General features: G+C 41.2%; 19 protein-coding genes. 14 read left to right on the top strand and 5 right to left on the bottom strand.

Annotated elements, in window-relative coordinates; translation table 11 throughout:
* Positions 1-84: 84 nt before the first annotated feature.
* The gene (locus tag AC2CZC_RS24955; RefSeq protein WP_484585776.1) at positions 85-2,304 is read right to left on the bottom strand and encodes a TonB-dependent receptor; all 2,220 of its coding nucleotides are present in this window, start codon (positions 2,302-2,304) and stop codon (positions 85-87) included.
* Between the two features lie 480 nt (positions 2,305-2,784).
* Here AC2CZC_RS24955 and AC2CZC_RS24950 point away from each other — a divergent pair, with 480 nt between their 5' ends.
* From AC2CZC_RS24950 to AC2CZC_RS24940, 3 genes are all read left to right on the top strand, one after another.
* Entirely contained in the window at positions 2,785-3,792 is a 1,008-nt protein-coding gene (locus tag AC2CZC_RS24950; RefSeq protein ID WP_484585064.1) for a LacI family DNA-binding transcriptional regulator, read from the top strand.
* A gap of 148 nt (positions 3,793-3,940) precedes the next feature.
* A complete protein-coding gene (locus tag AC2CZC_RS24945; RefSeq protein WP_484585063.1) occupies positions 3,941-5,182 on the top strand; it encodes an MFS transporter in 1,242 nt (413 codons plus the stop codon).
* A gap of 14 nt (positions 5,183-5,196) precedes the next feature.
* Positions 5,197-6,687, top strand: coding sequence for a trehalase family glycosidase (locus tag AC2CZC_RS24940; protein WP_484585062.1), 1,491 nt, complete (start codon positions 5,197-5,199; stop codon positions 6,685-6,687).
* A 234-nt stretch (positions 6,688-6,921) separates the two neighbouring features.
* Here the strand turns inward: AC2CZC_RS24940 and AC2CZC_RS24935 are convergent, their stop codons facing one another.
* Together AC2CZC_RS24935 and AC2CZC_RS24930 are read right to left on the bottom strand one after the other, a co-directional pair.
* Positions 6,922-8,286, bottom strand: a complete 1,365-nt coding sequence (locus AC2CZC_RS24935; RefSeq protein ID WP_484585061.1) for a hypothetical protein — start codon at positions 8,284-8,286, stop codon at positions 6,922-6,924.
* A 297-nt stretch (positions 8,287-8,583) separates the two neighbouring features.
* A complete protein-coding gene (locus AC2CZC_RS24930) occupies positions 8,584-8,940 on the bottom strand; it encodes a hypothetical protein (protein ID WP_484585060.1) in 357 nt (118 codons plus the stop codon).
* A 149-nt stretch (positions 8,941-9,089) separates the two neighbouring features.
* On the opposite strand from AC2CZC_RS24930, the gene AC2CZC_RS24925 reads away from it, so the two are divergent.
* The 6 genes from AC2CZC_RS24925 to AC2CZC_RS24900 all read left to right on the top strand — a co-directional run bounded on the left by AC2CZC_RS24925 (position 9,090) and on the right by AC2CZC_RS24900 (position 16,997).
* Entirely contained in the window at positions 9,090-10,088 is a 999-nt protein-coding gene (locus tag AC2CZC_RS24925; RefSeq protein WP_484585059.1) for a WD40 repeat domain-containing protein, read from the top strand.
* Positions 10,089-10,235: 147 nt separating this feature from the next.
* The gene (locus tag AC2CZC_RS24920) at positions 10,236-11,225 is read left to right on the top strand and encodes a WD40 repeat domain-containing protein (protein ID WP_484585058.1); all 990 of its coding nucleotides are present in this window, start codon (positions 10,236-10,238) and stop codon (positions 11,223-11,225) included.
* A 51-nt stretch (positions 11,226-11,276) separates the two neighbouring features.
* Entirely contained in the window at positions 11,277-12,446 is a 1,170-nt protein-coding gene (locus AC2CZC_RS24915) for an NERD domain-containing protein (protein ID WP_484585057.1), read from the top strand.
* A 147-nt stretch (positions 12,447-12,593) separates the two neighbouring features.
* Complete coding sequence (locus AC2CZC_RS24910) at positions 12,594-13,484, top strand: cation diffusion facilitator family transporter (RefSeq protein ID WP_484585056.1); 891 nt, start codon at positions 12,594-12,596, stop codon at positions 13,482-13,484.
* Between the two features lie 58 nt (positions 13,485-13,542).
* Positions 13,543-16,332 (top strand): response regulator, encoded by a 2,790-nt coding sequence (locus tag AC2CZC_RS24905; protein ID WP_484585055.1) that lies wholly within the window; start codon positions 13,543-13,545, stop codon positions 16,330-16,332.
* 470 nt (positions 16,333-16,802) lie between these two features.
* The gene (locus tag AC2CZC_RS24900) at positions 16,803-16,997 is read left to right on the top strand and encodes a (2Fe-2S)-binding protein (protein WP_023397915.1); all 195 of its coding nucleotides are present in this window, start codon (positions 16,803-16,805) and stop codon (positions 16,995-16,997) included.
* Between the two features lie 56 nt (positions 16,998-17,053).
* Here the strand turns inward: AC2CZC_RS24900 and bfr (AC2CZC_RS24895) are convergent, their stop codons facing one another.
* The gene (gene bfr / locus AC2CZC_RS24895) at positions 17,054-17,518 is read right to left on the bottom strand and encodes a bacterioferritin (protein WP_484585054.1); all 465 of its coding nucleotides are present in this window, start codon (positions 17,516-17,518) and stop codon (positions 17,054-17,056) included.
* A 12-nt stretch (positions 17,519-17,530) separates the two neighbouring features.
* A complete protein-coding gene (gene bfr / locus AC2CZC_RS24890; RefSeq protein WP_484585053.1) occupies positions 17,531-18,001 on the bottom strand; it encodes a bacterioferritin in 471 nt (156 codons plus the stop codon).
* Between the two features lie 297 nt (positions 18,002-18,298).
* Between bfr (AC2CZC_RS24890) and AC2CZC_RS24885 the strand changes: the two genes are divergently transcribed.
* The 5 genes from AC2CZC_RS24885 to AC2CZC_RS24865 all read left to right on the top strand — a co-directional run bounded on the left by AC2CZC_RS24885 (position 18,299) and on the right by AC2CZC_RS24865 (position 22,418).
* Positions 18,299-18,805 carry a hypothetical protein gene (locus AC2CZC_RS24885; protein WP_484585052.1) on the top strand — a complete coding sequence of 169 codons (507 nt, stop codon included), beginning with the start codon at positions 18,299-18,301 and terminating at the stop codon, positions 18,803-18,805.
* An 18-nt stretch (positions 18,806-18,823) separates the two neighbouring features.
* Positions 18,824-19,432, top strand: a complete 609-nt coding sequence (locus tag AC2CZC_RS24880) for a superoxide dismutase (RefSeq protein WP_484585051.1) — start codon at positions 18,824-18,826, stop codon at positions 19,430-19,432.
* A 237-nt stretch (positions 19,433-19,669) separates the two neighbouring features.
* On the top strand, positions 19,670-20,392 hold the full coding sequence (locus tag AC2CZC_RS24875) for a substrate-binding periplasmic protein (RefSeq protein ID WP_484585050.1): 723 nt from the start codon (positions 19,670-19,672) through the stop codon (positions 20,390-20,392).
* A 63-nt stretch (positions 20,393-20,455) separates the two neighbouring features.
* Complete coding sequence (locus AC2CZC_RS24870) at positions 20,456-21,037, top strand: thymidine kinase (protein WP_484585049.1); 582 nt, start codon at positions 20,456-20,458, stop codon at positions 21,035-21,037.
* A 52-nt stretch (positions 21,038-21,089) separates the two neighbouring features.
* On the top strand, positions 21,090-22,418 hold the full coding sequence (locus tag AC2CZC_RS24865) for an ATP-binding protein (RefSeq protein ID WP_484585048.1): 1,329 nt from the start codon (positions 21,090-21,092) through the stop codon (positions 22,416-22,418).
* The last annotated feature ends 24 nt before the right edge of the window (positions 22,419-22,442 follow it).

Genomic DNA, 22,442 nt, shown 5'->3' with positions numbered 1-22,442 from the left:
AAAAAGCCCAACATAAAGGTGATCCTCGTTGGGCTTTGGTCGTTAGTTTTCTGTGTGTCCACTCAACATGGACTTAATTTGGGATTAGAAGTTATAGGCAACGCTGAGCTTTATGCTGCGAGGTAGAATATAACGCCCATTGGCAGCCGCTGGGTTACGCGGATCACCTTCAGTTAGGCCTTGTTCATCAGTTAAGTTATCGATGGCAACTTGCACCTGCACTTGTTCCATTGGCTCAAGTGTTAAACCTATATCGATCTTTTCATAGCCATCTAACACAGCACTTGGCGTGTTTTGAATGTCGCTGTAACGTGATTCAACTGCTGAGATAGTGCTGTAAACTGTTGCGAACATATCGCCAAGTTCAAATTCATAACTTGGTGTAATACGCAATTGCCAATCAGGGATACGTTGTGACTTGTTGCCCGTCAGTGTGGCATCTGGGCTTTGTGCGACTTCACTGTTTTGCAAGGTACCATTTAAGTTAACGCTGAAACCTGACTCATGATTGTAGTTAAAATCTATTTCAATACCATGTGCTTCAGTGGTAAAGCGCTGTGCAGGTAAATCTGGACGAATCGAGAACGACTCGCCCTTCACTTCATTTGCAAAAAGCGTTGCGAAGAAGTCCATGTTTTCACCCATGAACTTGTAGCCGACTTCACTTTGTGCCACTTCTTTTATCAGCTCATCACCTGCGGAATAATCATCAAAGTTGTCTCTGAAATCGTCAAAGTAAGGCATTTTAAAGCCTTTGTTGAAACGCACAAAAACGCCACTTTGATCATCTAATTTGTAATCAGTACCGACAGTCCATGATGTTTTGCGTGCGCTGTAGTCAACCGATTTAGTGATCATGCCGTCAAGACCTTCATCAACGGTATAATCTACTTGGTGGCGTTCATTACGAAGGCCTAAATCAAAAGTTAAGCTATCAGTGGCTTCGTAACTATGGGTCGTATAAAAGGCAAGGGTCGTTGCATCGCCATTGCTGTTAATGTCGTAGTTAAAACCACACCCTTCAAATGAATCGTTACATGCAATGCCTGTCAGCATTTCACCGCCTTGTTCTAAAACATGGTATGCGGTATTGCCTAGGCTCCACCAATCTTTGGCTGAGGTCGTTGCGGTGTAAATACCAAAGGCACTGCTAATGACGCCAAAATCTTTGCTCAGTGCTAAGTCATTGGTAAAGGCTTCAATATCTTTGAGTACCACCCAACGGCCATAGTCCTGAATACGCGTGTCGGCGCCATATTCTTTACCCGTTGCAACACCTATTGCGCTTACGCCATTGTCAGCAACTTCTGATAAATTCATAGCATTACCAGCAGGAACTAGACCATAAGTATTTGCTTTACCTTGGGTTAAACTAAAGCGGTCGATAAAGAGCCAGTCATTACCAAGCTCAAGAGAAATACTACCGCCTGAGACATGACCGTCCCAGCCTCGACCTTCGGCTAAATCAATATCAACTTGGCCGTTTCCTGCAGAAACAGTAGCTTGACGATTAAATGTGCCTAGCTGCGTATATTCAGCATCAACTCCAGCTTCATTGAGTGGTGTAGGAAGATACCAAGCTCCCGTATCATCTGTTTGTCGAGTGTAGACGTTGATTTCACCATTCTCTAACTCTTTGGTGAGTTTAATGGTAAATTGGTGGCCTTTTTCAGAAGTGAAGCCCGCGTCGCGGATCCCTGATGAGCGTTTGATATAGCCGCCCACCATGTAGTATAAGTCTTCGCTGACTTCGCCACTTAAGACGCCATCGATACGCTGCAGGCCATAATCTGAAGTGGTGTATTTGAAGGTGCCTTCAGTGTCTGCTTGACCACGCTTAAGTCGGAAGTTAGTGGTTAATCCCGGTTGTCCGTTAGACAATACTGGGTTTGGTCCGCCTCTAAGCCCTTCCATCATTGAGATGGTTTCATCAAGGCGGAAAATAGACGAGTTTTCTAAAAATGACAGCGTTGGAGCTGGGTAAACCGGTGAACCATCAAGGCTGACTGTTAAAAATGGAGCGTCTCCACTTGAAGTGAATCCTCGAACATTGATGTTAGCACCAGACTCACCACCAGAGCTTTCTACCCAAACACCTGGGATGGCTTTGAACAAATCAGCTGTACTTTTTGGAGCGAGTCGCTCAATGAGAGATTCATCAACATTAGTAACGGCATATGCGGCATCTACTTTACGGATCCCCATACCACCTGGTGTACCAGAAATAACAATGGTCTCGACCTTGTCTTTGGCTTTATTTTGTTGCTCAGCGTTGGCTACATTTGAATATGTAATTGCGGCCATAACCGCTGCTGCAAGTGCAGAATACTTCTTGCCTAAGTTCACAGGAGCTGCTCCCTTGGTTGTGTCATATGTGTTGTCATAATGGCCGACTTGCGCGCCGGCATCGCTTTTCGCCACAAAACTGAACTAAGTTATTTTGTAATTCAGCGTATTTTTAATTGGTTTGCACTGGGCGTTATTCTAAAATAGAACTTTATGCAAACGTTTGCAATAGGGTGTTGCGATATTTTTTTACCTTGGGTTTACCTTATGCCGCATGTGCATGCTTTTTTATAACTTAGGAGCTATACATGGAGATAACAAAAACAAAGGGTTAATAAAGAAACACCTTTAAACGAAAATAACTGAGGCGACCAGCCTTTCTTTGTGGATGAATGCGCTTGGTTAGTTTAATCTAATGGCTTGAACAGTATTGTGGGTATCAGCCCATAAAGTCATGCCAAAGCATTGTAAAATGCGCTTTGATGTAGTGGGTGGGCTATGCAACAAAAAAAACTAAAACTGGCAGATCTGGCTAAGTTGGCTGGTGTTTCAACGTCGACAGCGTCACGGGCCCTGAATGATAATCCTTTAATTAAGTTAGAAACACGTGAGCGCATTCAGCAGCTCGCAAAAGAGCATAACTTTAGTTTAAATGCCGCAGCGAGCCGGCTCCGATTGCAAAAAACCAAAGTTATCGCGGTGTTGATTAATCTTGATTCAGAAACAGAGCAGTCCATTGATGACCCGTTTTTACTCAAAGTGGTGAGTGATATTAATTTGGCGGTTAATCGTCAAGGGTACGAGCTGTTATTGTCTAACTCATTTATGGCTGGAGAAGATTGGCACGGATACTTTATCGACGGACGCCGAGCAGACGGAGTCATTGTGGTCGGTCAAGGCAAGCAGCAGGCGTTAATTGAGGCCGCATCTAAAGCGGGTATGCCATTGGTTGTGTGGGGCGACCCAAAAACCAAGGCGGATTATGTCATTGTGGGCAGTGATAACTTCCTTGGTGGAAAGATTGCAGCGGAACATTTGATGTCAAAAGGGTGCAAAGCGCCTTTGTTTTTAGGTGAGCCTGAGCATGCTGAATTGGGTGAGCGATATAGCGGTTTTTGTACTGTAATCAAGAGTGCGGGTCTAACAGAGCAAAGCCAGCTATTGAAAATAGATATTACCAGCCAAGCAGCTTATGAGGCGATAAATCACAAGTTACGTAACGATGGCCTTGATTTTGATGGTATTTTTGCTTGTAGTGATATGGTCGCATTAGGTGCGATGAAAGCACTAAAAGAACGGTACGTGAGTATTCCCAATGATGTACACGTCGTTGGGTTTGATGATATTGCAATGGCTGATATTAGTTTTCCGTCACTGACAACGGTTAGACAGGATACCAAGCAAGCCGGTGAGCTCTTGGTGAGCAAGTTACTTGCTCAGTTAGACGGTGAGCAGGTTGCTTCTAGTCAACTGGAAATCACATTGATTGAACGCCAATCTAGCTAGTGTATTGGTGTCAATCAAGTGTGAAAATCTAGATAAAGAGTGGTCGAGGTCATTAACAGCCGTTATTAAATTTTAAAATGCAAACGATTGCATTGTTCGCATATGAGCGCTAGACTGATTTAAACTTACAGTATTTATGAGTCTTTCAATGCACAATATGCGAACTATTTTGGCTATGGGAGCCTGCTACTTTTTATTTGCAATATTGCTCAATAGCGTTGGTACCGTTATTTTGCAAGCAATCAACACGTTTGGTGTGTCTAAAGCGCAAGCGGCGTCTTTAGAAGGGTTTAAAGATTTACCCATTGCAATTGTCTCCTTTTTGGTTGCTTCATTCATTCCTCGAATAGGCTATAAGTTTGCACTTTTAGGTGGCTTATCTTTGGTCACTATCATGTGCCTGATAACGCCTATCGCTGGTAGCTTCTGGGCGCTCAAAGCATTATTTGCAGCTGTTGGCTGTGCATTCGCGATTGTCAAAGTATCTGTTTATGCCTTAATTGGCCAAGTCACCGACTCTACTAAGTCACACTCAAGTTTATTAAACACCATTGAAGGTGTATTCATGGTGGGCGTACTGAGTGGTTATTGGGTATTTGCTGCATTTTTGAGTGAGGATATTGCCTCGAATAATTGGTTGAATGTTTACTACTTATTGGGTGCGCTATCAATTATCACTATGTGCTTTGTATGGTTTGCCAAAATTGATAAACCGACAAATCTGAAACTCAATCAAGACAGTGCGAAAAGCGACTTTTTTGATATGTTGCGCTTAACTTATCAGCCACTTGTCTTGGTATTTGTGATCAGCGCGTTTTTGTATGTGTTGATTGAACAAGGTGTGGGCACATGGCTACCAACCTTTAATAACCAAGTACTCAATTTACCCGTTGATGTGAGCGTTCAGCTAAGCAGTATTTTTGCTGCGAGCTTAGCTATTGGCCGTTTGGCTGCGGGCCAAATCCTGAAAAAAGTAGATTGGTATCTCTTTTTAAATATCTGCCTTGCAGGTATGGCTGTATTGGTTTTATTGACTTTACCGATGACCAAAGATTTGCCACAAAACCAAGTCACTAGCGTATTTGATGCGCCTACCGCCGCGTATTTAATGCCATTAATAGGATTGCTAATGGCGCCTATTTACCCGGTGATCAATTCAATTATGCTAAGTAGCCTTGAAAAACACCGTCATGCCGCGATGACAGGGCTTATTGTGGTTTTCTCAGCCCTTGGTGGAACGACAGGCTCATTAATTACAGGTTTTGTATTTGAATATATGAGCGGTCAGCATGCCTTTTATATGTCTTTAATTCCAATGGCAATTATCACAGTTACCTTATTTCTATTTAAAAAGCGTGCTCAACAAGTAGCGTGCTCGTCAGCAGTTTAAGTCGAGGATTAATAATGAAGTTTGAGCATAGTCGCTTGTTTAAAGACGTACAATTGTCAGGCATTTTTACTGACAGTAAAACGTTTGCTGATGCTATTCCAAAGCCATCTTGGCAGGCCGTATGTGACTTTTATGAAGAGTTACAACCCAAAGACCTAAAGGCCTTTGTTAACCTTCATTTCGAGTTTGCACCAGCGCCAGAGCTAGAAATGCTCGACATGGTTGAGTCTGTCCCTGATTACATCGAGCAACTTTGGAGCCGGTTAACGAGGGAAGCTGGTGAGAAAGACGCGAGCTCGCTTCTGGCATTACCTAAGCCATATGTTGTGCCAGGTGGACGATTTAACGAAATATATTATTGGGATAGTTATTTTACAGCACTTGGGCTGATGGACTCGGGTCGAGAAGCGCTTGTTGAGAATATGCTGGATAATTTTTGTAGTTTAATTAATTCGTTGGGGCATGTACCGAATGGTAATCGCAGCTACTACGCAACCCGCTCCCAACCACCTGTGACAGCATTAATGGTTGATTTGCTTTGGGATACAAAGCACACAGATCCACAGTGGTTAAATAGAGTGACGTCAGCGTTGAGCCGTGAGTATGAATTTTGGATGAAAGGGCAAGAGAAGCTATCTTCTAGAGAGAATACTCATGCCCGTGTTGTGATGTTGCCTTGTGGCGGTGTACTTAATCGCTATTGGGATAATGAAGCTCTGCCAAGGCCTGAGTCTTATCGAGAGGATTTGGAAGATGCCAAACATCTTAAAGCAGAGCAAAAAGTCGCGTTTTATCGAAATATACGTGCTGCTTGTGAGTCTGGATGGGATTTCAGTAGTCGTTGGTTGAGAGAGCCAAGTGATTTAAAAACCATCGCCACAACAGATATGGTACCGATCGACTTAAATGCTTTGCTCTATTTTTTAGAGTCGCAATTGGCCCGTTGTTATCTAGCTTTAAATCGCCATACTGAATTTAAGAGAATGGACAAAAAAGCGAAATCACGCGCAGATTTGATTGGTCAGTATATGTGGGATGAGCAAGCAAGCTGGTATGCTGATTATGATATTGCCAGCAACTGTCAGCGAGACGTGCACACGATGGCTGGCGCTACGGCACTATTTTTTAACTTAGTTAAAGATGCAAGTCATGCGCAGCGCATGTCTAAGAAAATCATGTCCGATTTTTGCAAGGTTGGCGGGCTGGTTACCACACTTAACGCAACATCTCAGCAATGGGATAGTCCAAACGGGTGGGCGCCGCTTCAGTGGTTTGGTGTAAAAGGTTTATTAAACTATGGCTTTGAGAGTGAAGCAAAGCAAGTTGGGAAAAGGTGGTTGAATACGCTTGAATCCAACTTTGCCATTAACCAGTGTTTACTAGAAAAATACAATGTCATTGATTTGAATAAAACAGCACAAGGTGGAGAATATATTGTACAGCAAGGCTTTGGCTGGACTAATGGCGTTGCTTGTCGATTGTATAAGCTGTTTGGAGATATGTAGTTTTTTATCCTTCCTTCAGGTAAGCCCCGTTTGTGGGTTTACCTGAAAATACCATTAGCCTTAACTAGGTTATTGTATTTCGAAAATGCTGCCAGCTTCGTCATCACTTTATATCGCTAAAATATATGCATAGATTAACCCAACTGCTAGGATGGGTCACAAAAAAGAAAAAAGCGCCTTAAAAAAGGCGCTTTGGCTCACAATCAAGAGACATACACATTATACTCGGGAGTATTAGTGTGTGTGTTCGCCTCCTTTTTCAATACCTAACCAAACTAGTTTTTCTGGTGTGAAATCTAGTTCAATTTCAACTTTTACTTCAGCTGTTTCAAGGTCATAACCTAATACGTGCTGTGCATTTGAGTCAGATACATAAGCAATGTTTTCTGCACCTGAGAATGCAATACTAAAAACAGTATTATCAGGGATAGCTGAAAGCTCATGCTCATGTACTTTTATTGAATGTGCCACTTCCCAATGGTGCTCATCACCTTCTTCATGCTGTTCGAAAATTGTAAGTACACCTGCTGTGTCTAATACTGCAGCATGAGAGCCGTCATAGTTGAAGCCACCAGCGGCAAATTTATGCTTTTCAGTGATTGACCATTCAATCTTTTCAATTTCACCGTGTTCTGCATCAACAGCAACTAATTCAGTACCCGCAACACCAATGAACTGGTGACTATTCTCATGTCCAATTAATCGACCGATGCGCTGTTTTTCAACGAAGCTTTCTGGGTTAGCAATTTTTGAAGCAACAAACTCACCGTTTTCTTCTGCGATAACAACAACACCGTCACCACATGCAAAAGATACATGCTCGTGATTTTGCGCACTACCATGAAGTGCAGGGCACGTTACATCAAATACTTTTTCCTGATCAAAATGGTCATCATGTTTATGATAAAGGCCAATTTGCGTTGGTAAAGTTGACTCTGTTTGTGGGTCACGAATTGTACTAAAAGTATATTCACCGCGTGATTGCGCTGCACCGTGCATGTTTGTTTCGTAGTGAATTTCAGCTACTTTGTCTTTGTCACCACCGATGTAGGCCTCAGAAAATACAACCACTTCTGCGTTGACCGCGTCTTCACCACTACCATCGAAGAAAATTGCAGTGCTGCTTTCGCCATTTGTTACATGAGCAGGTTTTACATGATCGAAAGAAACATCGCTAAGCTTTGGCTCTTCCTCATAAGGATGTATGTGGTCGCCATGATCTTCTTGCCAAATACCGCCATCAATGAACTCCACACGGCCTTTCTCAGATTGAACAAGCACTGCATAACGGCTATTTTCAGTAGCATAGACGCTGTTTGCATAATTACTTGATGTAAGTTCACCAGCAACTTCTTTGTGCTCAATATCCAAAACATGTACTGAGTTTATGCCAGGAGAAGTGATCAATAAGCGACCGGCTTCACTTACTGAACCATGATCATGATCGTGTCCTTCATGGCCGTGATCGTCATGACCCTTGTCTTGCTCGACTGTTTCTACAACAGGAGCATGTTCTACGATTGTTGTTTCTGTGTCACCACAAGCTGCTAGCAATGCTGTTGCGACCGCAACTGAGAGTAATTTGTGTGTGTGTTTCATATTTCTTTCAATTATTAGAGTAGTAAATTAGCAGGAAATTTTAATAGAGACGCCTGCAAATGGAATGTTATAAAATAACAATTTGTGATTATGTTATACTATAACGTGAACTGTGCGCAAGGAAGAATTTGCATTAATCTTAAATTTGTACCTTAGGAGGTACTAAAGCATGGACTGCTGAATAACGGAGATATAAGTGACAAAAGAGTCATTTTTTAAGTGTTTAAAATTGCGTGAAAGTGGATGTACTAATGTGAAGAGAGGTTGAGAAAAGCACGAGTGTGCCAAATTAAGTAATTATTCAGATAAAAATAGGACTCTAATTGCAATAGCGACAAAAACGACGATGACAAGAACAACCTCAATTTTATGTACTATTGATTTTGTTTTTTTACTTTTCTTTTGCTCTTTAGAAGTCACATTTAATTCCTCGTTGGGGTGGCGCTTTTCATAGGCTGCATTCGCTTTTTTGGCAAATTCAGATCGTTTCTTTGGGCTTAGACTCTGATTCATTGAGTCTTGATAATCAACAACCTTTCCTTTTGCTGCCCTTGCTCTTGGGGCACTACACATGACTACCTCTGATTGAAAGCCATAAATACAACCATGACAACCGTATTTCACTTTGGTTGAACAACTCACTACTACTTTCACATTATAGTACTTTCATCTTGTAATGTCGTTTAATTTTTCTAAATAAATAAGATTTATGTCCGATAATATAATAGTAGGGTAAAACTTAATGTTTAGAAAGGATGCGAGTTTGGACGAAAAAAGGAATAAGCAGTATAAGGGGAGCACTTATGTTTAAGAATATTATCAACATATTTGTTGCATATGCATTGCTTGTTGTATTCGTTGGGTGTGACAAGGTGGATAAAAACCCCCAATCGGATTTTTATCAAGTGAGTCAAGCACCAATAGACCACGGTGTCTTCTCAGCTCGGGGGGATTTTCTTGCTTTTGTATCTCAAGATCAAATAATCGTAGCAGATGCTCAAGGCGGGGGGGCTGTGGCGCAGTTTGCACTCAGTGATATACAGGTCACAGATATCGCGTTATCAGTAGATAACCGTTTATTGGCAGCCAGCTATACAACGTACGTGGTCGTTTGGGATTTGGTTAAACAAGAACAGCTCGGTCAATTCAAGGTTGTCGGTGAGTCAGAGTATGCAAAAACATCAAAAGTGGCCATTTACGATAACCCAATGACTTTGCTCGTTGGTATGACTGACGGCAGTGTTAATGTTATTGACTTTAAAAACAAGCTGATTAAGCGTGTTAAACACCATGATGCTAAGGTCAGCTTTCTAGCGCTTGGTTCACAACGTCAACTTTTGTTAAGTGCTGGACATGATGGTTTGGTTAATATTTCTGATGCAAGGACATTGCAGCCTAAATTTGAGCATAAATTGTCAAAGCGTGTAACCAGCCTTGCTTATAACTTAGAGCAAAATTTGATGTTTATTTCAGATTCACTGAACGAGCAATGGGTGCTTAAGCCATTTTCAGCACAGGACTATTCGGTAAGGCTTTCCTACCGTGAAAGGTTTCGCTGGTTTCGGGCCTCTGCGATATCCCCAGATGGCCAGTATTTGGCGACCGGTTCCAGTAAGTTTTGGTGGACATTATGGCATGTAAAAACTGGGCAAGAAATTGACGCTTTTGCTATACAGGCGGTAACGTCTACGGCAATGATCTTAGATATGCACATAGATAGAGCAAACAAACTTATGACACTCAGTAGTGATGGAATTGTTGAATATTGGGAAATCAACACCTTAATAGACTCGCCTGATTGATGGCGTAAACTTTGCTTATTTTGCCTAGAATTTGCGCATCACAGGATGCTGCATCAACAATAAGGGACAATACACTGTACAAATAGAACAAAGGCTATACTATTTGCACAGATTATTTATTGCCCTTGAATTTAGAGAACCAGAACCATGTTGTTAAGACTAATCCCGTTGCTTCTTGTGCTGTTATTAGTTGGGTGTGATGATGAAGTAGAACTCAGTCAAGGAACAATCAGCCAGCTGGGAGATAAAGGGGTACTGATTGGACACTTTTCACAAGATGGCAGCAAACTAGTCACTATAGATAGTACGAATGCGCTGACTGTTTGGGACAGTCGCTCCATGGAAGCTTTATTTACTGTGCCACAAGACAAAATGCCAGATCTCACTAGAGAAGTTGTTCTATCTAAAGATAACAATATGCTGATCGTCGTAGGGGATAATCAACTTAAATTTTGGTCTTTAGCCACTAAAAAGCTGGTTACTAAAGTGAATTTTTCCGGGGTGAGTGGGTACGCGCATATCACGTCAGTCGCATTATCGCCCTCGATGGACAAAATTATTGTTGCTATGTCTGACGGTACCGTCAATATGGCGCACCTTCATACTCAAGTTAATAACCAATTTGCGCCACACACCCGACCTGTAATGCATGTGGAGTGGGATGACAAAGGTGAGTTATTTATGACTGCGGCGCAAGATGGCAAATTAGCGCTTTGGCGCTTTGGGTCGCCAGATCCGGTGTTCACTAAGGAATTCAATCATAGGGTAACCAGCTTGGCTGTTAGAAAAGATTTCTCTGAATTTTTTGTATCTGATGCCTTGGATAATCAAGTAATAGCGTCTTTGATTGATGGCGCGGATAAAAGCGAGCTTAAGTATATGGCTCGTTTCAAAGTATTTAGAAAAGCGTTATTTATCGAGAAAAGTGGCTTGTTGGCAACATCTTCGTCTAAATCTCAACTGACGATTTGGGATACCAAAAGCGGCAATGAGCTGGGAACATGGCAGATCAATACGGTTAATTCGGGGGCGACTATTGTTGATATGTATGCGCCAAGTAAAGAAAAGCTGGTGACTTTGAGTAGTGATGGCTTATTGGAAGAGTGGGCGCTGAATATGTTGGCAAACCGAAAATAACACTGTTTTGAGGTTTGTCAGTTGAATTAGGTTTAAATTAGGTACAGTCAAATGAACAGATGGACTTTGTTTTTACTCTTACTTTCGGGGTGGGCGAAAGGTATGCCAGCACAGCTCGATGCCAGTCAATGTGAGCGCTACGCCACAGAGCTGGCGCTGTTGCAAAGCTCTAAGAAAATGTCCGATACAGATCAGGCGCGCATTTTTCGCCTTACAGAGCGAATAGAGCAGTATTGTCAGTCTCCAACTCAAATTGTCAATGTGACTGAAAACCACATCAATCTTCCTGTATTTGGTGCTAGCCAATTCAGTGACCCTCTAGTGTATGCAAAGTGGCAAGCTTTTTATGAAAGGCCGATTATCTGCCATGATGGGGAGCAGACTTTTCAAAGTGCAGTAAGGTGTGCTGAGCTAGTCGCAGAGCAAAAGCAGGCTTTTGAAGCGCAGTTAGCGCAACAAAATAAGTTAAGTGAGCAAGCTGCACGAGTACAGATTTCGACAAAATCGCCTGTCATCAGTGAATCTGTTGCTTCAACGAATTCTATTGACCCCCCCGTACAGGCACTTCAAAACAGGTTTAACGACGAAATAGTAAAAGAGCCAGATCACTTTACCCGATTTGGCTTTTGGTTAAGTATTGTCGTGTGTGGTTATATTTTAATAGAGCTTGCAAAACGGTTTCTCAGTAAAGACTATGGCACCAGTTACTCAGCAAAAAAGAGAAGTTTTAGAAAGACCTATGACGTACTGAGTAGTAAGTTGGATAAAAAGAAATACATCATAGTGCACCGAAATATGAGTCCATTGCTTGAAGAGCTGGATATTGATGGTGTGGTGCTATCGCCATTTGGAGTATTTGTGTTTGTTTGCTCTCAACATGTTGGTGATATTGAAGCAAACTTACACAGTGAAATGTGGCATGCGACGAAAGAGGGCAGTGCTCAATTTTTCTTAAATCCACTCAACTCATCAAAAGTACGTGCGGGTAAACTTGCAAAATATATTGGCGCTAAAAGTGGTGTGAGGCATATGGTTGCTTTTAATAATGGATGTCGTTTTTACCCAGGTCGTCCCGCCAATTGCTTTGAAAATTCGCAAGTCGCACTTGAAGTCATGCGCTATACGCAATTTTTATATAATTATGAACAGCTTCGTTATTTTGAGCAGCGTTTGTATTCGGCGAGCCACGTAGTTACCTCTGGGCAGGAAGTGATTAGTTAGCTCATGCTTTTAGATGAAAAAAATAGTCTATTTATTTGCTAAATATTGTTATTTTTGATGCGTCTGAAATGAAATAGAGTTACAATTATCGGCCTTTATCATAAGGCACCCTCTAATTTATAGTTACAAAGGTTTCTCAAGTTTCGAATGACCGATCTTACAACTCATGAGGCTTCTCGGAAGCGCTTACTTATTGCGCTTGCATTGACTTGCACGTTTATGGTTATCCAACTAATTGGTGCATATTTTGCCAATTCTCTAGCCGTGCTCGCAGACGCAGGACACCTATTTGTCCACAACAGCTCGTTGCTTATCGCTTTAATCGCATCGAGTATTGCGGTAAAACTCGCTAAAAACTTTAATGAAGGTTACAAAAAAGCAGAATACACTGGTGGACTCATCAATGGTATTTTGTATGTTTCTATTGCTGTGATTATTCTGCTTGAAGCGACAGAGCGGATCGAATTACATAGCCAAGGCCATGTTCATGAAGTGAATACATTTTTGATGTCGACCATTGCAGGAGTGGGTTTCTTGTTTCATGGTGTGGCTGCTTGGGTTTTGTATAAAGGCAGAAAAGACAGCATTAATGTCTACGCGGTATTTTTACACTCCTTTTTTGATTTATTATCAACAGTCTCTACGTTCGTTGCAGGGATACTTATTCATTTGACGGGTTTGAATATTATTGATGTGCTTTCAAGTATGTTGATTTCAAGCTTTGTGCTATTTACCGGTTTTAAGGTGATTAAAACATGCTTGATTGGACTCCTTAGCAAAGAGAGTGCACTGCCTAATGTAGACAAACTTGAACAGGCGATTGTTGATACTGAACATGTTGAAAGCGTACATAATGTGACTGTATCCAACACAGATGATGAGTTGATAGTGGGTGCGCATATTGTTTTAAAACATCATTGCACCATAGAAATGCACGATGATGCATGTCGTTTTCAAGTTGAAGCGCGCTTAAAGCAGCTATTTTCAGTTGAAAAGTGTGTGCTGCAAATAGAAAGTCACGATTGTCCCCACCATTAAACTTGGCAAATAACCAGCTTTCCTTTATTTTTTAATAGAATATAAAGAGGAGCTGGTATTGCTTAATCAATTCATTAAATTACCCAAGGTAATTATTGCACTTTTTTTAGGAGTGGTTGGCGGCGTTGCTAACTTGCTTCCAATCTGGTTTCTAGACAGCTCTGAGTTTTTGTTTGGACAGCTGTTTGTTATCTTGTGCTTACTTGCTTTAGGCTGGCGCTATGCGATGGTCGCTGTTGCCATCGGTGCACTTTTTTTGTTGTATCGGTGGGGACACTGCTGGGCTTCTCTTGTCTTCCTGTTCGAAATAGCATGGTTACAAATATTTTGTATTCGTGCTAACAAGCCTTTGTTCATTCGAGGACTAGGCTATTGGGTGCTATTTGGTGTGCCCATTTTGTTTATTGTCGGCAAATTTGTCTTGGGGCTGACGTTATTAGTTATTTTCACCGCACTTGCTAAGTATTTGATAAATGCTGCGGTCTACCTTGCGATTGTTGATTTAATATCGCTGTTTTTATTCAAGCGTGTATGGCAAGCCAAGTCTCTCTATCAAATTCTTAATTACATGATCAGCCAGTTGATTATATTGGTGGTGCTGATCACAACGATTGTACTGACCAACAGTCATTACAAGCGGATTGAGTATGAAGTGACAGCTCAGCTACAAGATGCTTCAGGCAGTGCATTAAAGCAAATTGATGATTATCTTGAGAGCTATCGGCGCGCGATTATGGTCGCGGCTCAGGATATTCAATCGGGTGTGGATAAACAGCAGGTGATCAGGCGACTGGTAGAGACTTATCCTAATTTTAGAACGGCTATTGTGGCTGATCACAGCGCGATGGTGACACACTTCTACCCTAAAGCGTTGCAAGTCAGTTTGATAGGCGAAGTCCCATCAGTTGCTGACCGTGAATACTTCCTTCAAGCGCCTTACTATCCTAATGGTTATGTGTCTGGGATTTTCCAAGGTCGAGGGTTTGGTAATGACCCTGTAGTGGCTGTATCTGCCCCCTTGTACGAGGAAGGAGAGTTTCAAGGGATCGTTGAGAGCTCCCTTTATTTTGAGTCTTTTGAGCAGTTTATTCCCAGAGTGCTTGCGCAAAAAGGGCATTTATTGATTGTTGATCATGAAAACAACATCGTTTATAGCTCTTTAAAATCTGACTTTAACATTTTAGATAATATTGCAGATCAGCAGCTACAAGAACTGACTGAAACAACAGACCAAATCTTCATCAGCAACAATCGAGATGTGTATTACAAGCAAAGTATGCAATCGGATATTTTCCAGTGGCGTGTAATTAGCTTAATTGAGCGCAAGCACGTGAATTTAGCAGTTGCGTCTGCATGGATACAATCGTTTATTCTGGCTTTATTTATCATAGCGATTAGCAGCTTTTTAGTGAATAGAATGACTCGGGTGTTTACTAAACCTATTGTAGATTTAAGTCATAGCATTAACTCATTTGACCCCAGTAAAAAAATGTCTGAAGTGAACAACAGTACCGATGGCAGTTGCTTAGAGGTCATTATTTTACAGCAGCAGTTTTCACAGTTGGCATTTAAGCTATCGATGAGTTTTACCAAATTAAATACGGCCAATGATGAAAATGCGCAGCTCAATAGAAAACTACAAGACTTTAATAAAACTTTAGAGCTGGAAGTGCGCCAAAAAACGGAGGAGCTTATCAGCGCACTAGAAAGTGCTAACAGAGCAAGCTCGGCAAAAAGCCAGTTTCTGGCCAATATGAGCCATGAAATAAGAACACCGCTCAACGGCATTATTGGCATGTCAGAGGCTCTCATACAGTCAGAGCAAGATGCCAAAGCAAAAGAGCAATTAGACATTATTTATCAATCAGCCCATAAACTGTTATTGATACTGAACGACATTTTGGATTACTCGAAAATTGAAGCAGGGGCATTGCACCTCTCAAAACAAGATACTGATATTAATAAGTTTGTTAAGGATCTTTCGGCATCGTTTGAACAGTCCATAAAAAATCCTAAGGTTGAGTTTACTTATGTGATTTCGGATACAGTTCCTGACGTACTTGTCATTGATGACTTGCGTGTCGGGCAGGTTATCAATAACTTATTGAGTAATGCTGGTAAATTTACCGAGGAAGGCTTTATTCGCTTTGAGCTTAATTATCACAACGAGCAATTAACTTGCAGTATTAAGGATACTGGCGTTGGCATTTCAGAAGCTGCGCAAAAAGACTTATTTGATGAGTTTACGCAAGCTGACTTGTCTACAACACGCAAATACGGTGGAACCGGACTTGGTTTGACGATTTGTAAGCGTTTGGTCTCACTGATGGAAGGTGAGCTGACTTTTACTTCTCAAGAACACAAGGGCAGTGAGTTTTCTGTTGTGATCCCTGCAAAACAAGGCGGTCGAATAGAGCACTCTGCGCAAGGTAATGTGGGTATCCCCAATTTAGAAGGCATTCGACTTTTACTAGTAGAAGATAATCCGATCAACCAGATTGTGGCGATGCAAATGCTGGCTAAAACAGGTGGCGAAGTCGTAAAAGCACAGGATGGTGTAGAGGCACTGGAAGCGTTAAAAGCGCAAAAATATGAGATTGTACTCATGGATTGCCAAATGCCGAATATGGACGGGTTTGAGTGTACCCGCGCTATTCGTTCAACGCCTGAAGAATACGGTAGACCCTACATCATTGCGATTACCGCTAATGCATTCAGCGAAGACAAAGCCAAGTGCCTGCAAGTGGGCATGGATGACTTTGTCGCTAAGCCTATTGAATCGTCTGAGCTGTATCATTGCTTGATTAAATGGCAAGCACAGGATTTCCAGGGTAAGCTGAACGCTTAGCTAATCTCTTCTCTTAATATTTTTGTATCATTAGTTGTGAAGAGGAAGGCTAAAGACAGTCACAGTTAGTCGACTAACCCAAGTGACAAATAATTTAGGACGTGGTCCATCGCTGTGGTGCGGCTATATTAGAGTTTAGTTTTATTATGCTCTTTTTGAATCATTAATTTAAAACGCTCAACATCTTTGTATGTACATAAAGCATGTTTTATTAGTTATCAGAGTGAGAATTACATGTCTGCTTTTATCAAGTTAATAAGTAGAGCAAATCTTAGAAATGATGTTTTGACTGCGTTTTGTACAAAAGCTGTGAAGAGGTAGGCTTATACTGTTTCAAATAATGAAATAAAACTCTTTATTGATCAATGCTATTAGTAACTATTCTCATTTTTATGCGTAAGTGAGTTGATAACTATTTTTGTTTAGATTAAACTAGCTTCAGTTGATGTAATTGAGATTGGTTTTCATTCATGTATATTTGTATCTGCCACGGAATAACAGACAAAAAAATAGCGCAGACGATAGATGACGGTGCTCGCTCTATGAGAGACCTAAGCAAAGAGCTAGGTGTTGGCACGCAATGCGGCAAATGCTGTAACTGCACGAAGAAGATTTTGAATGAAAAGCTTATCGATATTGTTGATGTGACAGAGCAAGTTGCATAAAGAGTTGAATACGAAAAAGGGCGCTTAATCAAGCGCCCTTTTTTAATGGGTGTAACTTACATTTGTGATTGTAAGTAGTTTTCTAGGCCCATTGTTTTAAGTAGTTGCTGTTGTGTCTCTAGCCAGTCTATTTGCTCTTCTTGCTCGCTTTGGATGTTGCCCAAAGCTTCACGGCTGATATAGTCTTGCTTTTCTTCACACAAAGCGATAGCTGCTTGTAAATCTTTTAAAGAGACTTCTTCAAAAGCATGGTTGGCAGCAATCATTTCTGGCACATTCTCACCAATATTTAGTCGACCTAAATCTTGCAAGTTTGGTAGGCCTTCCAAAAATAAAATACGCTCAATAAGTCTGTCAGCATTTTTCATTTTTTGGATTGATACTTTGTAATCTGCTTTATCTAATTTCATAAAGCCAAAGTCTTTAAACATACGCGCATGAAGAAAATACTGGTTAATACCAACCAACTCGTTTGCAAGCACCTTATTTAGCGCGACAATAACTTCTCTATTACCTTTCATATTTTAGCCTTCCTATGCAAGTTGAGACTGTAGGTAGTTTTGAATACCGATCTTATCAATTAGACCGATTTGCTGTTCAAGCCAGTAAACGTGATCTTCTTCAGTGTCGAATAGTAGCTTTTCTAGTACTGCACGAGATTGATAATCCTGCTCTTCTTCGCAGGCTTTGATTGCGTTTTTAACACATGCAACCACTTCAAGCTCAAGTGTCAGGTCGTTTTCCATCATCGATTTCACGTCTTGACCGATTAATAAATCGCGACGTTTGGTCATGTTTGGCACGCCTTCAAGGAATAAAATGCGTTTAATTAGCCAATCAGCATGCGTTGTTTCTTCTTCCATTTCGTGGTTCAAACGCTCATACAATTTATCAAGACCCATGTCTTCGTACATACGAGAGTGAATGAAATACTGGTCAATTGCAGCTAATTCATTTGCCAGTAGTGCATTAAATGCATCGATGATTTTTTGTTTACCCTTCATAGGACGTTCCTCAAACTCTGACTATGGGGAGCATTCTATCTATATGTTCTTACTTGTCAATAAAAATCCTTTAAAATCATGGGTTTAACAATTGATTCTTATTCTCATTATCGTTGTCTTTTATGCTTTTAACTCTGCTTGTAATTTATACACTCTTATCGCTGGGGTGTGATAGGCGCTGTAAATAAAGTAATAACCACGATTAAATCATGGTAATAATGCAAATAAAAACAATTTGCATTAAGGTGTTGGTTTTGTTTATAGTTGTCAGGTGTAAAGCAATCTAAGGGGAGCGTAATGGCCCTAATTGAGCAACCAGAATCTTCAGTTGATACTCCTTTGGAGTATGCCTTAGCACCATGGCAATATGCGATAAAAACGGGCAACCACGCTTTTCAGCATGGTCAATTTGATTCAGCTAGAGACAAATATCAAAGCGCTTTAAATCTGGCAGGTCATTTACTTGAACGCTTTGTAAAAAGCGAAGCGAGTGATGAACAATTGACGGCGATAGAGCATTGCTGCCCAGCCCTAGTCGTTGCGGCTCATAATTTAGCTGACTGCTTTTTAGCACTTTCTAAGCCTGAGCGAGCGTGCCAGCAGTTAATAGAAGTACATAGTGCGATCCTTCATTTAGTCGAAAACGCGTCAATTGAAATCGTTGAGATTGCTTGCCACCACTTACATAAAACACGGCAGGAGTTGATTAACTTTGCGTCCTGTCACCCCCACCTTCCTGAGTTAATTGAACAAGTTAACATGGCAATGGAAGGTGGTTTTAACCGTCCACATATCGTCCATTAAAGTAAATGAGGAAAAATCATGGCTTTTACATTGCCACAACTACCGTACGCGTATGATGCGCTAGAGCCGCATATTGATACAAGAACAATGGAAATTCACCATACACTTCACCATCAGACTTATGTTAATAAAGCAAATGCTGCTTTAGAGGGGACAGAGTTTGCCGACCGTGGTGTTGAAGACTTACTTGTAAACATTGAATCACTGCCTGAAAACTTAAAAGGCGCGGTAAGAGATCATGTTGGCGGTCACCATAACCACAGCCTTTTCTGGACCATAATGTCTCCAGATGGTGGTGAATTACATGAAGGTGAGTTGTCTAAAGCAATTACAGACACATTTGGCAGTTTTGATGCATTCAAAGAGCTATTCACAGCCGCTGCTGTAAGTCGTTTTGGTAGCGGCTGGGCGTGGTTAGTTGTTGACGCTGATGGTGCGTTGAAAGTGACAAGCTCACTAAACCAAGATAGCCCGCTTATGAGCAATCAGACACCAATTTTAGGTTTGGATGTGTGGGAACATGCATATTACCTTAAGTATCAAAATCGTCGTCCTGAATACATCGCGGCGTTTTACAATGTTATTAACTGGGCAGAAGTTGAAAAGCGTTATTTAGACGCGAAGTAATTTAAGCTTCAGTTTTCTGTGCCTTGAGCATTTTACTCAAGGCACTTGTTTATGTACTCGTAAATACAAAACGAATTTTCTGATCCAAAGGCAGAGCGCTACGAGTAGGCTATAGTATAAAGAGTGTCAGGCATGCCTGTGCATTACTTAATCCTTCAACTAGTTGCGAGCTATATGCGTTTTTTAGCACTTTTTGTTTTCATATCATGGTCCTCACTATCACATGCAACCACCTTCATGACTCTGTGTTATGAAGATAAAAACATCCCCCCGTTTTTTCTTGGTAGCGGTTTTGAAGTGCCCAACTACCGCCCGGGTGCGACCATTGAGATTTTGCGCGGACTAGAGAGTAAGGTACGTAATGTAAGATTTAAATTTGTTCGTAAGCCATGGCAGCGATGTTTGAATGAAGTTCAAAAAAATAAAGTGGATGCCGTAGTTGCCTCTTATCGTGCTGAACGAGCTAATTTTTTGAATTTTCCCATCAATGAGCAGGGCAAGGTGGACGAAACATTGGCGATTAGCATGTTAGGTACTTGCTTAGTCGGTAAGCAAGGCTTAGGGCAAGACGTCGCAAACAACAACTTTCCAATTAGTCTTGCGGTGCCACGAGGTTATGCAGTGTTAAAATCACTCCAACAAGATTTGTATCGTGTGATTCAAACAGACTCTCAAGATGATGCCTATCAACTTGTTCTGAAGGGTTTAGTCGATGGTGCGCTGGGCTTATGCCAAATTTACGATGAACAGATCTCTGGCTTTCCATATAGTGATTTACTTGATCCAGTGTTTCCACCGATCGATATTAGTTATGGGTATTTAGCCTTGTCGAAAGATTTCTTGACGCAAAATCCAGAAGTTTCGCGGGCTTTGTGGGAGGGGCTAGGCGCCATGCCCTTGCATGAATATTACTTAGACTATGTAAATAACCCAGTGAATCATAAGATTCCTAGATATTGATTGTGGTCAGCTCAGTCAAGTTTCTGTAAACTTACGTGCACTTGAAACCAGACACTTGCAACTATGGCACAACTTTATTTTTATTACTCGGCAATGAATGCGGGTAAATCGACTACGTTATTGCAATCAGCTTTTAATTACCGTGAACGCGGTATGACGCCATTTATTTTAACCGCTGCCATAGACAATCGCTCAGGTGTTGGCAAAGTTGCTTCTCGTATTGGTCTTGAGGCCGATGCAAGCACTTTCGAGCCGGCTACAAATGTATTTGAATTAGTAAAGGTTGAGCACGAAAAGAATAAACTCGACTGTATTCTAGTGGATGAAAGTCAGTTCTTGTCAAAAGAGCAAGTCTCTGAATTAACAGATGTCGTTGATATGTTGGGCGTCCCAGTGTTGTGCTATGGGCTCAGAACTGACTTTAGAGGTGAGCTATTTGAAGGTGCGCAATACTTATTGGCTTGGGCTGACAAATTGATAGAACTCAAAACGGTATGTCACTGTGGCCGCAAAGCGAATCACGTATTGCGGTTAGACGAACAGGGCAATGCCATTGCCGATGGTGATCAAGTAGAAATTGGTGGGAACGACCGGTACGTATCTGTGTGCAGAAAACACTACAAAACTGAGCTTAATAGGTTGTAAATTTAACGTTTTTTGCCATGCTTAAGGCTATCAATACTCATAATTGGTAGCCATGCCAAATTCCACATTTTCTTTTCTAGCTAGCGAGTCTTCGCAAGCACAACAAAAACCACAACGTCCTCCGTGGAAAGTACTCGTCGTTGATGATGAGCCTGAAGTGCACGAAGTGACAAAAATGGCCTTATCAAAGTTCAGTTATCAAGATCGAGGCTTGTCCTTTTTACATGCATATTCAAAAGCACAAGCGATAGAATGTATGCAGTCAGAGCAAGATATCAGCGTGATCTTGCTAGATGTAATTATGGAGACGGATCAGGCTGGGCTTGAATGTGTTCATCACATCCGAAATGAATTGAACGATCATGATGTAAGGATAATATTAAGAACTGGCCAGCCCAGCACCATACCTGAACACGAGGTCATGCTTAAGTATGATATTAATGATTATAAGAACAAAGTCGACCTAACAAAATCTCGTTTATACATAACGATGACCAGTGCGCTGAGAGCTTTTCAGGATATTAAGAAGCAGTCAGAATTGGCGAGTGCTTTAAAAGACCTAAATGATAATTTAGAAGTGAAGGTCGCAGAGCGAACAGCCGAGTTATTAAGTGTAAATACCTCACTTCAAGCTGCACAAGATCAAATCTTAGCTCAGCAGGCATCTTTGCTTCAGTCAGAGAAAATGGCCTCAATAGGCTACTTAGCCGCAGGAATGGCCCATGAGATTAATAATCCGCTTGGTGCGCTAAAATGTAATTTTTCAGTGCTGCAAGATTACATTAATGCGGTACTGAATAAAGTAGATGTGGCTCATGATGAAGATTTGGACAATGACTTCAAAGACATTTTTGAATTACTTGAAGACAATGCGGTTGATTTAAATAGAATTGAGCGCATTGTGGCTGCCTTGTCGGTTTTTAATGGTATTTCAGATGAGCAGGCTAACCTTTATGACTTACATGAAATTGTTACGAGCTTCAGTACTGAGATAGATAGCCAAGTCGTATTTGAAAATAAGCATGAGCCGCTACCTAAATTAAGCTGTTGTCGTGAGCAATTATTACAAGTGTTCAATAGTTTATATTTAAATGCGAAAGAATCAGGCTCTGCAGTTTGTGACATAAAAATAAGTATACGAAATCATGAGCAGTCAATGAGTGTCTACTTTGAGGATAAGGGGGCAGGGATCGCTGAGCAAAAGCTGAACCAAATTTTTGATCCTTTTTACACAACTAAACCCGTTGGAGCAAATGTGGGGCTAGGTTTAACCATCGCGTTAATGATAGTACAAAATCAAGGTGCTGAGCTTATCGCGACATCGCAGTTAGGTGTTGGTAGCTGTTTTGAAGTTCGACTGCCTCACAATACAAGCAGCTAAGTTTTTCCTTCTTACAATACACTT

The organism is Pseudoalteromonas sp. MMG033 (assembly GCF_057197785.1).
This window is presented reverse-complemented; position numbering and strand designations above follow the sequence as displayed.

What these genes read in the sequence shown, in the direction of transcription:
- AC2CZC_RS24950 (WP_484585064.1), top strand. Translation starts at nt 2,785, where the DNA reads ATGCAACAAAAAAAACTAAAACTGGCAGATCTGGCTAAGTTGGCTGGT.
- AC2CZC_RS24880 (WP_484585051.1), top strand. Translation starts at nt 18,824, where the DNA reads ATGGCTTTTACATTGCCACAACTACCGTACGCGTATGATGCGCTAGAG.
- AC2CZC_RS24920 (WP_484585058.1), top strand. Translation starts at nt 10,236, where the DNA reads ATGTTGTTAAGACTAATCCCGTTGCTTCTTGTGCTGTTATTAGTTGGG.
- bfr (WP_484585053.1), bottom strand. Translation starts at nt 18,001, where the DNA reads ATGAAGGGTAAACAAAAAATCATCGATGCATTTAATGCACTACTGGCA.
- AC2CZC_RS24940 (WP_484585062.1), top strand. Translation starts at nt 5,197, where the DNA reads ATGAAGTTTGAGCATAGTCGCTTGTTTAAAGACGTACAATTGTCAGGC.
- AC2CZC_RS24865 (WP_484585048.1), top strand. Translation starts at nt 21,090, where the DNA reads ATGCCAAATTCCACATTTTCTTTTCTAGCTAGCGAGTCTTCGCAAGCA.
- AC2CZC_RS24945 (WP_484585063.1), top strand. Translation starts at nt 3,941, where the DNA reads ATGCACAATATGCGAACTATTTTGGCTATGGGAGCCTGCTACTTTTTA.
- AC2CZC_RS24900 (WP_023397915.1), top strand. Translation starts at nt 16,803, where the DNA reads ATGTATATTTGTATCTGCCACGGAATAACAGACAAAAAAATAGCGCAG.
- AC2CZC_RS24955 (WP_484585776.1), bottom strand. Translation starts at nt 2,304, where the DNA reads ATGGCCGCAATTACATATTCAAATGTAGCCAACGCTGAGCAACAAAAT.
- AC2CZC_RS24870 (WP_484585049.1), top strand. Translation starts at nt 20,456, where the DNA reads ATGGCACAACTTTATTTTTATTACTCGGCAATGAATGCGGGTAAATCG.
- AC2CZC_RS24935 (WP_484585061.1), bottom strand. Translation starts at nt 8,286, where the DNA reads ATGAAACACACACACAAATTACTCTCAGTTGCGGTCGCAACAGCATTG.
- AC2CZC_RS24910 (WP_484585056.1), top strand. Translation starts at nt 12,594, where the DNA reads ATGACCGATCTTACAACTCATGAGGCTTCTCGGAAGCGCTTACTTATT.
- bfr (WP_484585054.1), bottom strand. Translation starts at nt 17,518, where the DNA reads ATGAAAGGTAATAGAGAAGTTATTGTCGCGCTAAATAAGGTGCTTGCA.
- AC2CZC_RS24885 (WP_484585052.1), top strand. Translation starts at nt 18,299, where the DNA reads ATGGCCCTAATTGAGCAACCAGAATCTTCAGTTGATACTCCTTTGGAG.
- AC2CZC_RS24875 (WP_484585050.1), top strand. Translation starts at nt 19,670, where the DNA reads ATGACTCTGTGTTATGAAGATAAAAACATCCCCCCGTTTTTTCTTGGT.
- AC2CZC_RS24925 (WP_484585059.1), top strand. Translation starts at nt 9,090, where the DNA reads ATGTTTAAGAATATTATCAACATATTTGTTGCATATGCATTGCTTGTT.
- AC2CZC_RS24915 (WP_484585057.1), top strand. Translation starts at nt 11,277, where the DNA reads ATGAACAGATGGACTTTGTTTTTACTCTTACTTTCGGGGTGGGCGAAA.